The 13,327-nt window shown below is 65.2% G+C and carries 13 protein-coding genes; 3 read left to right on the plus strand and 10 right to left on the minus strand.

Annotated features, from left to right (window positions below):
* Position 1: 1 nt before the first annotated feature.
* Complete coding sequence (locus tag ACP150_RS10690; RefSeq protein ID WP_424966618.1) at positions 2-382, minus strand: ACT domain-containing protein; 381 nt, start codon at positions 380-382, stop codon at positions 2-4.
* A 4-nt stretch (positions 383-386) separates the two neighbouring features.
* Positions 387-1,712 (minus strand): aspartate aminotransferase family protein, encoded by a 1,326-nt coding sequence (locus ACP150_RS10695; protein ID WP_424966619.1) that lies wholly within the window; start codon positions 1,710-1,712, stop codon positions 387-389.
* 223 nt (positions 1,713-1,935) lie between these two features.
* Between ACP150_RS10695 and ACP150_RS10700 the strand changes: the two genes are divergently transcribed.
* Positions 1,936-2,616: a TetR family transcriptional regulator C-terminal domain-containing protein gene (locus tag ACP150_RS10700; protein ID WP_424966620.1), complete on the plus strand. Its 681-nt coding sequence runs from the start codon at positions 1,936-1,938 to the stop codon at positions 2,614-2,616.
* A gap of 121 nt (positions 2,617-2,737) precedes the next feature.
* Positions 2,738-3,094: a hypothetical protein gene (locus ACP150_RS10705; RefSeq protein ID WP_424966621.1), complete on the plus strand. Its 357-nt coding sequence runs from the start codon at positions 2,738-2,740 to the stop codon at positions 3,092-3,094.
* Positions 3,095-3,110: 16 nt separating this feature from the next.
* On the opposite strand, the gene preA is transcribed toward ACP150_RS10705, so the two are convergent.
* The 3 genes from preA to ACP150_RS10720 all read right to left on the minus strand — a co-directional run bounded on the left by preA (position 3,111) and on the right by ACP150_RS10720 (position 7,345).
* On the minus strand, positions 3,111-4,409 hold the full coding sequence (gene preA, locus ACP150_RS10710) for an NAD-dependent dihydropyrimidine dehydrogenase subunit PreA (RefSeq protein WP_424966622.1): 1,299 nt from the start codon (positions 4,407-4,409) through the stop codon (positions 3,111-3,113).
* A gap of 34 nt (positions 4,410-4,443) precedes the next feature.
* Positions 4,444-5,778 (minus strand): NAD(P)-dependent oxidoreductase, encoded by a 1,335-nt coding sequence (locus ACP150_RS10715; protein WP_424966623.1) that lies wholly within the window; start codon positions 5,776-5,778, stop codon positions 4,444-4,446.
* Positions 5,779-5,938: 160 nt separating this feature from the next.
* A complete protein-coding gene (locus tag ACP150_RS10720) occupies positions 5,939-7,345 on the minus strand; it encodes an FAD-binding oxidoreductase (protein ID WP_424966624.1) in 1,407 nt (468 codons plus the stop codon).
* 129 nt (positions 7,346-7,474) lie between these two features.
* Here ACP150_RS10720 and ACP150_RS10725 point away from each other — a divergent pair, with 129 nt between their 5' ends.
* Positions 7,475-8,497 carry an ester cyclase gene (locus ACP150_RS10725; RefSeq protein ID WP_424966625.1) on the plus strand — a complete coding sequence of 341 codons (1,023 nt, stop codon included), beginning with the start codon at positions 7,475-7,477 and terminating at the stop codon, positions 8,495-8,497.
* Here the strand turns inward: ACP150_RS10725 and ACP150_RS10730 are convergent.
* The 5 genes from ACP150_RS10730 to ACP150_RS10750 all read right to left on the minus strand — a co-directional run bounded on the left by ACP150_RS10730 (position 8,486) and on the right by ACP150_RS10750 (position 13,318).
* Positions 8,486-8,863, minus strand: a complete 378-nt coding sequence (locus tag ACP150_RS10730; protein ID WP_424966626.1) for a Zn-ribbon domain-containing OB-fold protein — start codon at positions 8,861-8,863, stop codon at positions 8,486-8,488. The genes ACP150_RS10725 and ACP150_RS10730 overlap by 12 nt on opposite strands.
* A 150-nt stretch (positions 8,864-9,013) precedes the next feature.
* Positions 9,014-9,787, minus strand: a complete 774-nt coding sequence (locus tag ACP150_RS10735) for an SDR family NAD(P)-dependent oxidoreductase (RefSeq protein ID WP_424966627.1) — start codon at positions 9,785-9,787, stop codon at positions 9,014-9,016.
* Entirely contained in the window at positions 9,784-10,842 is a 1,059-nt protein-coding gene (locus tag ACP150_RS10740) for an ABC transporter ATP-binding protein (RefSeq protein ID WP_424966628.1), read from the minus strand. The genes ACP150_RS10735 and ACP150_RS10740 overlap by 4 nt, the downstream gene beginning before the upstream one ends.
* Complete coding sequence (locus tag ACP150_RS10745) at positions 10,830-12,107, minus strand: MGH1-like glycoside hydrolase domain-containing protein (RefSeq protein WP_424966629.1); 1,278 nt, start codon at positions 12,105-12,107, stop codon at positions 10,830-10,832. The genes ACP150_RS10740 and ACP150_RS10745 overlap by 13 nt, the downstream gene beginning before the upstream one ends.
* Positions 12,104-13,318: a carbohydrate ABC transporter permease gene (locus ACP150_RS10750; RefSeq protein ID WP_424966630.1), complete on the minus strand. Its 1,215-nt coding sequence runs from the start codon at positions 13,316-13,318 to the stop codon at positions 12,104-12,106. The genes ACP150_RS10745 and ACP150_RS10750 overlap by 4 nt, the downstream gene beginning before the upstream one ends.
* Positions 13,319-13,327 lie beyond the last annotated feature (9 nt).

Consider the following 13,327-nt stretch of genomic DNA (forward strand, 5'->3'; position numbering starts at 1 on the left):
CTTAGGTCTGGTCTTCACCCGCGCTCAGCTGCTGCAGGATCTGCAGCGCGCGCGGGGCGTCCGCCTCGGGGACGAATACATGGTCATGGTGCAAAGCGGCCACCATGTTGCAAGGGATATTTACAGCCGCGAGCGCGGTCGAGACAGCCGCCGTCAGGCCCACGCCATCCAGAGCCGAATGCACGTCGAGGGTGATCTGCCGCATGGCATCCGGAGTGCCGGCGGGAACAGGCCGGATGACCGAGACACCCTCCTCCTCCCGGAACCAGCCGAGCGCGTCCTCCGCGACCGCAAGGTCGGTCGCGGCCACGAAGCCATAAACCCCGTCGCACAAGCGCGGCGACATCTGTCGCACCATCTCTGCCCCGTCGCGCACCACCATGGCGTCAGTCCAGCGCCATGAGGACGTCGCGCAGGGTCTCGACCAACTGGTCGATCTGCGTCTTCTCGATGATCAAGGGCGGCGACATGGCGATGATATCGCCCGTGGTGCGGATCAGGATCCCCTTCTCATAGGCGTCGAGAAACGCCTGAAACGCGCGCTTGGTCGGCGCGCCCGCGATGGGCTCAAGCTCCACCGCGCCGATCAGACCAAGATTGCGGATATCAATCACATGGCGCGCATCCCGCAGGGAGTGCAGCGCCTCCTGCCAATAGGGCTCCAGCTCCAGCGCGCGCGCGAACAGCCCGTCCTCGCGATAGGTCTCAAGCGTAGCGAGCCCCGCCGCCGCGGCCATCGGATTACCGGAATAGGTGTAGCCATGGAAAAGCTCGATCAGGTTTTCGGGCCCCTGCATGAAGGCGTCATGGATATGGCAGGCGCAGAGCACGGCACCCATGGGGATCACCCCATTGGTCAAGCCCTTGGCGCAGGTGATCAGATCCGGCGTCACCCCGAAGCGTTGCGCGCCAAAGGCCGCCCCCACGCGGCCGAACCCGGTAATGACCTCATCAAAAATCAACAAGATCCCATGATCTTGCGTGATCTTCCTCAAGCGCTCCAGATAGCCCTTCGGCGGCAGGAGCACGCCCGTGGAGCCCGCCATGGGCTCGACAATGACCGCCGCAACTGTCTCGGGCCCGTGCAGGGCGATGATCCGCTCCAGTTCATCGGCCAGATGCGCCCCATGCGCCGGCATGCCCTTGGACCATTGGTTTTCCGGAATATGTGTGTGGGGAAGGTGATCAACACCGGTCAGCAAGGTGCCGAAATGCTTGCGATTATTGACGATCCCGCCCACCGAGATCCCGCCGAAATTGACCCCGTGATAGCCCCGCTCCCGCCCGATCAAACGGGTCCGGCCTGCCTCGCCCCGCGCCCGGTGATAGGCAATCGCGATTTTCAGCGCCGATTCAACGGCTTCAGATCCGGAATTCGTGTAAAAGACATGATCCATACCCTCTGGCGCGATCTCGACCAGACGATTGGCAAGCTCGAACGCCTTGGGGTGGCCCATCTGGAAGGCGGGCGCGTAATCAAGCTCCGCCGCCTGGGCCTGGATCGCCTCGACAATCCTGGGACGCTTGTGCCCCGCATTGCAACACCAGAGCCCCGCTGTCCCGTCCAGCACCTGCCGCCCTTCGGCGGTCGTGTAATGCATGCCCTCGGCGGCCACGAACATGCGCGGGTTCGACTTGAACTGTCGGTTCGCCGTGAACGGCATCCAGAACGCACTCAGATCGTTCGGTCGGGACTTGGAATCCAAGGCCATGGCAGTCTCCCTTCGCGTCGCTCACGCAGTTTGACCAAATGGTCCAATTCAGGCTATCAAAGCGCAGGAGCCAGTCAAGCTTAGCCCGCCCCAGACAGCCCAAAGATCGCCGATCCGCACATCTGTTCCGCGTTTCGCTTGTGAATCAAGCGCGGTTAACGTGTACTGATCCTATGCCAGCTCGTGTGTTTCGACGTGCACTATTTTCAGAAGGCCCCCTTCCATGCCCCGCGCCCCTTCCAACGCCGCCCAGGACAAGCCGCCGCACCGACAAACCCGGATCCAGAAAGCCAAGCGCGAGGCGATCCTCGACGCCGCGCTGGATGTCTTTTCGCAGCACGGATTTCGCGGCGCGACGCTCGACATGATCGCCACCCGGGCCGGGCTCTCGAAGCCGAATGTGCTCTACTATTTCGCGGGCAAGGAGGCGATCTATACGCAGGTCCTGTCGCAGATCCTCGAAACATGGCTCGACCCGCTGATCAGCATGGATGCCGAGGGCGACCCCATGCAGGAGCTACGCGCCTATGTGGGTCGCAAGCTTGAGATGGCACGTGAATTTCCCCGTGAAAGCCGTTTATTTGCAACGGAAATCCTGCAAGGCGCGCCAGAGATCGAAGGCCTTCTGAGCGGCGAGCTGCGCCGCCTTGTGGATGAGAAGGCCAAGGTCATCGCCGGTTGGAGCGCGGCGGGCAAGATCGCGCCGGTGCACCCAAAGCACCTGATCTTTTCGATCTGGGCCACGACCCAGCATTACGCGGATTTCCGGACCCAGATCGACATGGTGCTCGGCACGGGCGAGGACCCGTTTGCCGATGCCGCACAATTCCTCGATCATATGTTTGCGCGACTTCTTGCCCCGGCGCCGGAGGGCGCATCCGGCCCCGCGCGCGGCCCGTCTTAACGCCCCGGTAAGACTTCGGTGATAGGTCTGAATGCGGTGGGCGGCGTTATGAACCGCGAGGCGTGTCATGAAGATCGAGGGGCACAGACCATATTTCGATACCGGCCCGGGGGTCTCCCCCATGGGTCCACAGCAATCTCTGCCGCAATCGGGCCAAAGGATCCCGGATGCGGTCACGCGTGTTGCCAAGGCGAGCGGCTCCGCATCGTCCCATAGCCGTCAGGCGGGCGAAGCGGCGACACTCACCGAGCTCAAGCAGAAGGCCGACAAGGAGGCCAAGTCCACGGATGTCACCGGTGCCGAGGCGCCACGGGATCCTCTGGACGAGGCACAGGCGCGCAATGCGCTCTCCTATCGCGAGCCGACCCTGCCCCGGCTCAGCGCCGAGGCTCTGGCCACCGCCCTGATGACGGCGGAACCGGACAAGGCGATGGTGCCGCGCGTGCTTCCGGCAGATATGGCGGCGCAGGACGAGTAGTCTTGACGCCCGCCTGTCATTCCGCGGCCTGTGCCGAGGGATTGTTCGGATGCGTGGTCCAGTTGGCGTATGTCTTTTCGACCACCTTACCCGTGCGTGGGTCCACCTCGCCCGGGGTCATCTCGACCATGCTGATGCAGTCCTCCACAGGGCAGACATTGACACAGAGGTTGCAGGCGACGCATTCCGCGTCGATCACTTCGAACACGCGGTCTTCGCTCATGGAGATCGCCTGATGTGACGTGTCCTCACAGGCCGCGTAGCAGCGCCCGCATTTGATGCAGGCGTCCTGATCGATCTTGGCCTTGGCCACGTAGTTCAGGTTCAGATACTGCCAATCGGTCACATTCGGCGTGGCCCGTCCGATCAGGTCAGACAGTCCCATCTCTCGCTCGTCGAGATACTGGGACAGGCCGGTGATCATCTCCTGCACAACCTTGAACCCATAGGTCATGGCCGCCGTGCAGACCTGCACATTGCCGGCCCCGAGGGCGAGGAATTCCGCCGCATCGCGCCAGGTCGTCACCCCGCCGATCCCCGAGATCGGCAGGCCCGCCGTCTCCGCATCGCGGGCAATCTCGGCGACCATGTTGAGGGCGATCGGCTTGACCGCCGGGCCGCAATAGCCGCCATGCGAGCCCTTGCCGTCGATGCTCGGCTCCGGGCTGAAACTGTCGAGATTGACCGAAGTGATCGAACTGATGGTGTTGATCAGGCTGACCGCATCCGCCCCGCCGGATTTCGCCGCCCGCGCCGGATAGCGGATATCGGTGATGTTCGGCGTAAGCTTGACGATCACCGGCATGCGCGTGTGCTGTTTGCACCAGCGCGCCACCATCTCGATATATTCGGGCACCTGCCCCACGGCAGAGCCCATGCCGCGCTCGCTCATCCCGTGGGGGCAGCCGAAATTCAGCTCGATCGCGTCGGCGCCGGTCTCCTCGACCAGGGGCAGGATCTTCTTCCAGGGTTCCTCTTCGCAGGGCACCATGAGGCTGACGATCATCGCCCGGTCCGGGTAGTCACGCTTGACCTGCTTGATCTCGCGCAGGTTCACCTCCAACGGGCGGTCGGTGATCAGCTCGATATTGTTAAGCCCCAAAAGACGGCGATCCGCCCCCCAGACCGCGCCATAGCGCGGGCCGTTCACGTTCACCACATGGGGGTCAAAGCCCAGCGTCTTCCACACGACACCGCCCCAGCCAGCCTCAAAGGCGCGGCGGACGTTGTATTCCTTGTCCGTCGGCGGCGCGGAGGCCAGCCAGAACGGGTTGGGCGATTTCACCCCGACAAATTCAGATCGCAGATCAGCCATGTCCAGTCGTCCTTTCTGAAGGCAGCGCCTCCGGTTAGCCCATCAGGCTGGCGTGAATGTCTTCGGCAGCGTCGCGCCCTTCGGCCACGGCAGTGACCGTCAGGTCCTCGCCGCCCGCCGCGCAGTCGCCCCCGGCCCAGACCGATGGCATGTCCGTGCGCCCGGTCTCGGAGACGGCGATCTTGCCGCCGGTGATCGTCAGCGCCTCGGGCGCCCCTTCGAGGGTCTGGCCAATGGCGCGCAGCACCTGATCGGCGGCCACCACCCGGGTCTCGCCGGTCTCGCGCAGCCCGTCCGGGCCGCTCTCGGTATAGGCGAACTCGACCCCGTCGCAGGCCCCGTTGCCGAGGATCCGCTTGGGCTGCGCGTTATAGAGGATTCGGACGCCCTTGGCGGTGGCCAGCTCCTGCTCGAAGAGGCTCGCGCTCATGGCGGATTTGTCCCGCCGGTAGGCGATGGTGACATCTTCGGCCCCCAGAAGCCGCGATTGCACGGCAGCATCGACCGCGGTCATCCCGCCCCCGATCACCACGACGCGGCGGCCCACGGGCATGTCGGCCTTGCTATCGGCCTGACGCAGGGCGGCGATGAACTCCACCGCGTCGGCGACATTGTCCTTGTCGGCCCCTTCGATGGCGAGTGCGTTCACCCCCGCAAGGCCGATCCCGAGGAACACTGCGTCATACTCCGCGGCCAGCGTGGTCAGGTCCAGATCGCGCCCCAGCGCCTTGCCCTGATGGAGGGTGATGCCGCCAATCCGCAGCAGCCAGTCGACCTCCGCCTGGGCAAAATCATCCACGGTCTTGTAGGTCGCGATGCCATATTCGTTGAGCCCGCCGGGCTTGGTATTGGCGTCATAGAGGTCAACCGCATGGCCCTTGAGCGCGAGCCGGTGCGCACAGGCAAGCCCGGCCGGCCCCGCCCCCAGCACCGCGATGCGCTTGCCGGTCTCGGGCGCGCGGGTATAGGGATGATCCCCCTGCGCCATGAGCGTGTCGGTCGCATGGCGCTGCAAACGGCCGATCTCCACCGGTTTGCCCTCGGCGGCCTCGCGGACGCAGGCCTCCTCGCAGAGAGTTTCGGTCGGGCAGACCCGGGCGCACATGCCGCCCAGAATGTTCTGATCAAAGATCGTCCGGGCCGCAGCCTCGGGCGTGTCCGTGACGATCTGCCGAATGAAGAGCGGGATATCGATACTGGTCGGACAGGCGGTGATGCAGGGCGCATCATGGCAGAAATAGCACCGATCCGCCGCGACGCGCGCTTCGTGCACCTCATAAGGGGCATGCAGGTCGGTAAAATTCGCCTCAAGCTCATCCTCGGACAAGCGGGCCTTCACGACACCGGGAGTGTGCGGGTTTGCAGACATGTTGGCTACCTCTGACGCGGGTGACTGAATAAAACGCTACACGGCGCGAAAATTTTATCAACTGGTAAATTTTTTATGACCCGCATTCGGCGGCGCCGTGGTTGCGAATTCTGCGGGTTTGCCGGGAAATCCGGCGGTTTTTGCATGGATCCCTCCGGTTTCAGGCCTGAAACAGCTTGCCGGGGTTCAGAATATTGTCCGGATCCATCGCCTGTTTCACCGCCGCCATCATGTCGAGCGAGGTCTGGCCCAGTTCGCGCCCGAGGTATTTCGCCTTGCCCTGCCCGATCCCGTGCTCGCCGGTGCAGGTCCCGCCCAGCGAGATCGCCAGATCGTTGAGCCAGCCCACATAGGCCTCGGCCCGGGCGCGCGCGGAGGGATCCTCCGGATCGATCAGAAGCGCGACATGGAAATTCCCGTCCCCCACATGGCCGACGGTGGGCGCGATGAACCCTTCGGCCTCGGCCTTTTCCGCCGAGGCGGTGACCGCTTCGGCCAGTTTCGAGACCGGAACACAGACATCCGTGACAAAGACATCCGCCCCGGGCCGCAGGGATTTCATCGCCCAATAGGCATCATGACGGGCCTGCCACATGGCCGTGCGGGCCTCGGCATCGGCGGTCCAGTCAAAGGCCAGCGCGCCATGCTCGGCGGCGATCTCGCCAAAGGTCTCGGATTGCTCGGCCACGCCCGCCTCGGACCCGTGGAACTCCAGCAACAGCAGCGGCGCTTCGGGCAGGGACAACCCGGAATAGGCGTTGATCCCCCGGATCGACACGACGTCGAGAAACTCGATCCGCGCCACGGGCACGCCGTACTGGATGGTTTCGATCACCGCGTTGCAGGCCTCGGCCACGCTCGGAAAGCTGCAGGTGGCCGCCGCGACCGCCTCGGGGATCCCATGCAGCCGCAGGGTCAACTCGGTGATCACCGCAAGCGTGCCCTCGGACCCCACAAGCAGCCGGGTCAGGTCGTAGCCCGCAGAGGTCTTGCGCGCCCGCTGCGCCGTGCGCATGACCCGGCCATCGGCGGTCACGGCCTCAACCGCGATCACCGCGTCGCGCATGGTGCCATAGCGCACCGCATTGGTGCCCGAGGCCCGGGTCGCGGCCATCCCGCCGATCGAGGCATCCGCGCCGGGATCGACCGGAAAGAAGAGGCCCGTCGCGCGCAGCTCTTCGTTCAGGGCCTTGCGGGTGATGCCGGGCTGGACGACGCAGTCCATATCCTCGGGATGCACGGCCAACACCTTGTTCATCTCGGAGAAATCAAGCGACAGCCCCCCCAGCGGCGCGTTCACATGCCCCTCCAGCGACGTGCCGGTCCCAAAAGGCACAAGCGGCATGCCATAGGCGGAACAGATCCGGAGCACCTCTTGGACCTCCGCCGTCTCGCGCGGGAAGAACACCGCATCGGGGGGCTGGGTTTCGAGCCATGTGGTCGTATGGGCGTGCTGGGCCCGCAGGGCCGCACCTGTCTGCAGCCGGTCGCCAAAGCTCTGACGCATGACGTCGAGCGCGGTGGCAATCCCTTCGGCATTTCGGCGCAAGGGGGTCTGGTCGTTCATCGAAACTCTCCTCCGGGTGGGACCAGAATGCCCCGCATCCCGCCCCCATGCAACTGCAGGCAGATCGCGCTTGCGGTCCCTGCCCCCGCGCCGCAAGGTCGCGACGATATCCCCGATTCCCGCATTGTCATGACACAGCTTCAAACCGCCAAGGCCCGGGCACAGGCCTTTTTCGCAGATCTCGACGCCGCCGGGCCCGCAGGCATGACCGCCGCGCTGGCGCGTCATGTGACCCCGGACTGGCACTGGCGCGGGGTGGCGCCCTTTCACGAGCAGTCCGGTCCCGAGGCGGTCAGCGCGGCCTTCTGGACCCCCCTGGCCGCGGCGATGCCGACCCTCCATCGCCGTCAGGATGTGTTTTTTGCGGGCCAGAGCGATCTGGCGGCGGCCCCGGGGATCTGGGTCTGCTCCATGGGGCATCTGACCGGGCTGTTCGATCATGACTTTCTCGACATCCCGGCCACCGGGCGGCTGACATGGCTGCGCTATGCGGAATTTCACAAGGTCGAGGGCGACCGGATCACCGAGAGCGCGACCTTCATCGACATCCTGTCGCTGATGCATCAGGCGGGGGTCTATCCCCTGCCCCCAGCCACGGGCTCCATGGCGATCTATCCGGGCCCGCGCACCCATGACGGGCTGCTCACCGGGCCCCATGATCCGGCAGAGGGCGTCGCCACGCTGGAGCTGATCGAACGAATGGTGGCGGATCTGAGCGCGCTCAACCAGTCAGGCAATGACCGGGCCGGGATCGAGATGCTCCGGAAAAGCTGGCATGACGACATGAGCTGGTACGGGCCTTACGGGATCGGGGCGACCCAGACCCTGCGCCGCTATCAGGAGCAGCACACCTTCCCCTTCCGGCTGAGCCTTGGCGACAAGACCTTCAACGGCCATGTGGCCCGCTTGGCCGAGGGCAATTACGGCGCGTTTTTCGGCTGGCCCAACCTGACGAACACGACCAAGGGCGGGTTCATGGGGCTTCCAGGCTCAGGCTCTCCGGCGGATATGCGCGTGGTCGATGTCTATCGCCGCGAGGGCGACAAGCTGGCGGAGAACTGGGTCTTCATCGACATGCTGCACTACCTGCAGATGCAGGGGCTCGACGTGCTGGAGCGCAACCGGCAGCTGCGGCGGATCTCACACCCCTGACGGGGCGCGGGCAATCAGCGAACCAGCCAGGACCTGGATCTCGACCACCGAGCCCACGGGCGGCACCGCCCCCGCGATGCGCACCGAAACCACCGGCCCCTCGCGCAGGCTGACCGCGCCGATCGCGCGGGTGGCATCGGGATCATCGCCAAAGGCCGCCTCATCGCCCAGCGGGATCACCCGTTCCAACGTGCCGAGACAGGCCGAGGCGCGCCATTCCAGCTGCGTCTCGTTACAGTTTTCGCAGCGAGTCGTGGGCGGGGCCCAACTGGTGCCGCATGCCAGACAGGTCTGGATCATGAGACGCCCTTCGGCGAGCCCGTCATAGAAGGGCCGTGTGGGGTCGGATAGAAAATCAAAACTCATTGCGTCTCCGAAGCCTGTGGCGGCGGCAGTTGATCGGATCGCTCCCATGCGGCTGCCTTCTGGCGGCGCATATCCCAAGCCAAGTGTTAACGGCTGACATCGGCTCTGGGAAGAAGTTATTGCACCTGCAACAAGGTACCGCAGGGGCAGTCAGCCGAGGCTGAGCAAATGGCCCCCATCGACCACGAAAACCGCCCCGGTCGTGGCCCGCGCGCCGGGCCCCACAAGGCCGAGCACGGCGGCGTCCAGATCCTCGGGCTGGGCGAGCCGTCGCTGCGGGATGCCGCGGATCATCTTTTCGCCCGCCGGGGTCGCAAAGAAGGCGGCATTGATCGGGGTCTCGGTATAGCCCGGGGCGAGCGCGTTCACCCGCACCCCGTCGCGGGCCATCTCCAGCGCCATCGCCTTGGTCAGCTGGATCAGCCCGGCCTTGGAGGCCGCATAAGGCCCGACCGTCTTGAGCACCCCGAGCCCGAGGATCGACGCGACATTGAGGATGCAGCCCTGCCGCGCCACGAGCCCCGGTGCAAACGCCTTGGAGACACGCCACGCCCCCTTGAGATTGGTGTCGAGCACCCGATCCCAATCCTCCTCCTCTGTCTCCATCAACATCCTCTGCTCCGAGACGCCGGAATTGTTGATCAGGATGTCGACCGCGCCCACGGCCTCCGCGGCAGCCTGCACCGAGCCCGGGTCGGTCACGTCCATCACGGCAATCTCTGTGCCGATCTGTTCCGACCGGAGCTGCGCGCAGTAGCGTTCGAGCGTGCCCTGACTGCGCGCGGCCAGCACGACATTCGCCCCGGCCTGGCCAAGGGTCCGCGCCAGATGCGCGCCGATCCCGCTGGACGCGCCGGTGATCAGCGCCCGCTTGCCCGTCAGGTCAAAGAGCCGCCGGAAGAGCGCGGTCTGAGACGCGCTCATGCCCCCGTCCGGATCGCAAGCCCATCAGCGCCGAAAAAGGACAGTTTTTCAGGATCAAAGCTCAGCCCCACATCGGCGCCCGGCGTCAGAGCCGTGTCGCCGATCACCCGCGCCGTCACCCGACCCAGGGGGCCGCAGTCGAGCACCAGAAGCGTGTCCGCCCCGAGATATTCGACCACATCCACGCGCCCGTCACAGGCCCCGGTCCCGGCGGGGCCCAGCGTGATATGTTCGGGCCGGATCCCCAGATGGGTCGCGGGATGCGGGCCCGCGAAGTCACCCCCGCGCCCGCCTTCGAGCTGGAACGCGCCGCCGCCCGTGCTACAGGGCATCACGTTCATTTTCGGGCTGCCGATAAACTGCGCCACAAAGAGATTGGCCGGGTTCTCATAAAGCTCGCGCGGCGTGCCCACTTGCGCGATCTTGCCAAACTCCAGCACGACGATCCGGTCGGCGAGCGTCATCGCCTCCACCTGGTCATGGGTGACGTAGATCATCGTGGTATCGAGGCTCTGGTGCAGCTTGGCGATCTCGTAGCGCATCTCGACCCGCAGGGCCGCATCGAGGTTCGAGAGCGGCTCGTCGAAGAGAAACGCCGTGGGCGCGCGCACGATGGACCGGCCAATGGCGACCCGCTGGCGCTGTCCACCGCTCAGATCCTTGGGACGGCGGTCGAGATAGGCCTCAAGCTTGAGCACGGCGGCGGCGGCATCGACCTTCTCGCGGATCTCGGCCTCGGGGGCCCCGGCGGTTTTCAGCGAAAACCCCATATTGTCGCGCACCGACATATGCGGATAGAGCGCGTAGGACTGGAACACCATGGTCAGCCCGCGCTTGGCGGGCGGGTGGTCCGTGACATCCTCGCCATCGATCAGAATCGCCCCGCGCGAGGTGTCCTCCAACCCGCCGATCATCCGCAGCAGGGTGGATTTCCCGCAGCCGGACGGGCCGACAAAGACCACGAACTCCCCATCCTTGATCTGCAGGTCGACCCCCTTGATGACCTGCACATCGCCGAACCATTTCTCGACCTTGTTGAGAGTTATGCCGCCCATCGTCCCCTCCGCGCCTTCGGGCTGGCCCAGCCGAGCCAGATGGCCGCTGTCCAGGTGAAATCCTTGCCCCCTGCCGGTGCCCCGGTCAGCGGGTCGAAATACTCGGCAAAGCCGTTGCCCGCGATCAGCCGCGCGGTGGAGGCGCGCAGGTCCGCGCCCTCGGGCCGGCCGGCCTCATCCAGACCCATGGCGATCAGCATGTTCATCATCGCCCAGGTCGGCCCCCGCCAATACCGCTTGGGCTCGAATGCCGGGCTGTCGGGATCGTGGCTCGCCACGCCGAACTGCACCTTGGACTGGACGCGGGCATAGGCCTCGGCGGTGGTCTTGGGATCAACCCCGGCATACCAGCACAGAAAGGCCGCGTTGCTGACCGCGTCGGCCCAGTCCCCGGTCACCGCATCGCGGCAATCATAGGCGCCCAGCTGCGCGTTCCAGAGCGTCTCGGCCCCGGCCTCCAACTGCGCGATCCAATCGGGCAGCGGGCCCGTGTCGAGCCCCAGCTCCGCGCCCAGCCACATCAGGTCCCGATGACCCCGCAGCAGCGTGAAATGCATGGTCGGGTCGGCCATGCGGAACGGGTTCACATCGCGCAGATGAGCCTGATCCCAACCGCAGTCATGGCCCTGCTTCACGAGCCAGAGATAGCGGTCGTAATCGGCCTTTTTCGGGCGCATGCTCGGGTCCACATGGCCCGTATCGCGCCGCTCATAGGGGGCGATGCCGCTCGGGTCGATCCGCGCAAGCGGACCGTCCCAATCCGGGGCATTGTCGCGCCCGGCCTCCCAGGGATGGGTCAGGCAGACCGCGTCCCGGTCCAGCCGCCACTCCATGAACCAGCGATGCCAAGCAATGAATTTCGGATAGAGCGCGCGCATCCGTTCGGCCCCCGCATCCGGGTCGAGCTCATAGACCAGCCGCGCCATGGTCGCCGCAATCGCGGGCTGGCTGATGCCCGACGAGGGCACCGGCCCCACCCCGCCCCAGATATCGGGGCCGGGGAAATAGCTCGGATCGACCTTGTGGAACTGGATATGCGGCACCATCCCGTCGGGCCACTGCCCGGCCATCAGCACCTCAAGCTCGCGCCATCCGCGATCCAGATCGAACATCGCATAGCCATAGGCCGCAAAGGCGCTGTCCCAGTTCCACTGATAGGGATAGAGCCCGGCGGTCGGCACGGAATACCCGCCCCGGTCATTCATCCGCAGGATGCGCTCGGCCTCCGCGTCCAGCGCATCCACATCCATTGATAGATCCTTCATCCCTTCACCGATCCGGCCGTCAGGCCCTTGGTCATGAACCGCTCCAGCCCGAGGAAGATCGCCATGATCGGCACGGTCGCGATCACCGCCCCCGCCATCAAGTGCTGGCGCGGGATCTCCGAGCTGTTGAGGCTGGCAATGCCCCGTGTAAGCGTGAATTTCGACGGGTCGTCGAGCAACATAAAGGCCAAGAGGAACTCGTTCCAGGCGATCATGAACACATACAGGCTCACCGAGGCCAGCGCGGGCAGTGCGAGCGGCAGGGTGATCTTCCAGATCACCTGCAACCGGTTGAGCCCGTCCATGAGGCCCGCCTCCTCGACCTCCGCCGGCAGGCCCCGGAAATAGCCCTGCAACATGTACAAAGCCACGGGGATCGTCGTGACCGGATAGATCAGCACGATGCCAAAGATGGTGTTGCGCAGCCCGGTGACGGAAAAGGCGATATAGATCGGCAGGGCCAGCACGATCATCGGCACCATGTAGATCAGCAGGATCGAGCGCGAAAACGCTGCCCGCCCGGCAAAGCGCAGCCGCGCCACCGCATAGGCCCCGGGGATCGAGAAGGCGAGCGTGATCAGAACCGTCAGCACCGAGACCAAGAACGAGGTCCAGAGATAGGTGCCGAAATTGAACTGACCGAAGAGCTCGGTATAGGAGCGGAAGAGATCCCAGCCTTGGCTCAGATCCAGCGAGAAATCGAGCGGGTTCTGCAACAGCGCCTGCTGGGATTTCAGGCTAGTCATCACCATCACGTAAAAGGGGATGATCACGATGGCGGTGAAGAAGATATAGCCGAACCCGGTCAGAAACCGGATCACAGCCGCCTCGAATTCGTGGCGGTTGAGCGCGCCCGCGGGCATCTCATGCAGGATCGCGCTCATGGACCAGACAAAGATCCCCGCCAGCCCCAGCGCCGCAACCCCGCGCGCCACAAGGCTCACCCCCTCGCCCATCACCAGCGGTCCGATCCCGACCAGCACCAGCGCGGCCAGCGCCACCGCCGCGCCCCCCTGCACCATCCGGTCGCCCGCGCGCAGGGGCAAAAGCGCCCCGATCGCCGCCCCCCAGATCAGCGAGAGCAGGATCGCCGGCTTGAACGGATCGCCCGTGGCAAAGGACATGGTCACCGCCACGGTGGTCGCCAGAACCACCATCCAGAGCGCGCCCAGAACCGGCCCGGTCACAAGGCCATGCCAGAACATCTTCACGCCCGGCCC

Origin of the sequence: Dinoroseobacter sp. S375 (assembly GCF_049800775.1) — a bacterium.
Lineage (GTDB): Bacteria > Pseudomonadota > Alphaproteobacteria > Rhodobacterales > Rhodobacteraceae > Dinoroseobacter.

Excerpts from the sequence above, each read along its gene's own strand:
- ACP150_RS10700 (WP_424966620.1), top strand. The coding sequence starts at position 1,936 with ATGCCCCGCGCCCCTTCCAACGCCGCCCAGGACAAGCCGCCGCACCGA.
- preA (WP_424966622.1), bottom strand. The coding sequence starts at position 4,409 with ATGGCTGATCTGCGATCTGAATTTGTCGGGGTGAAATCGCCCAACCCG.
- ACP150_RS10720 (WP_424966624.1), bottom strand. The coding sequence starts at position 7,345 with ATGAACGACCAGACCCCCTTGCGCCGAAATGCCGAAGGGATTGCCACC.
- ACP150_RS10715 (WP_424966623.1), bottom strand. The coding sequence starts at position 5,778 with ATGTCTGCAAACCCGCACACTCCCGGTGTCGTGAAGGCCCGCTTGTCC.
- ACP150_RS10725 (WP_424966625.1), top strand. The coding sequence starts at position 7,475 with ATGACACAGCTTCAAACCGCCAAGGCCCGGGCACAGGCCTTTTTCGCA.
- ACP150_RS10740 (WP_424966628.1), bottom strand. The coding sequence starts at position 10,842 with ATGGGCGGCATAACTCTCAACAAGGTCGAGAAATGGTTCGGCGATGTG.
- ACP150_RS10705 (WP_424966621.1), top strand. The coding sequence starts at position 2,738 with ATGGGTCCACAGCAATCTCTGCCGCAATCGGGCCAAAGGATCCCGGAT.
- ACP150_RS10695 (WP_424966619.1), bottom strand. The coding sequence starts at position 1,712 with ATGGCCTTGGATTCCAAGTCCCGACCGAACGATCTGAGTGCGTTCTGG.
- ACP150_RS10745 (WP_424966629.1), bottom strand. The coding sequence starts at position 12,107 with ATGAAGGATCTATCAATGGATGTGGATGCGCTGGACGCGGAGGCCGAG.
- ACP150_RS10735 (WP_424966627.1), bottom strand. The coding sequence starts at position 9,787 with ATGAGCGCGTCTCAGACCGCGCTCTTCCGGCGGCTCTTTGACCTGACG.
- ACP150_RS10690 (WP_424966618.1), bottom strand. The coding sequence starts at position 382 with ATGGTGGTGCGCGACGGGGCAGAGATGGTGCGACAGATGTCGCCGCGC.
- ACP150_RS10730 (WP_424966626.1), bottom strand. The coding sequence starts at position 8,863 with ATGAGTTTTGATTTTCTATCCGACCCCACACGGCCCTTCTATGACGGG.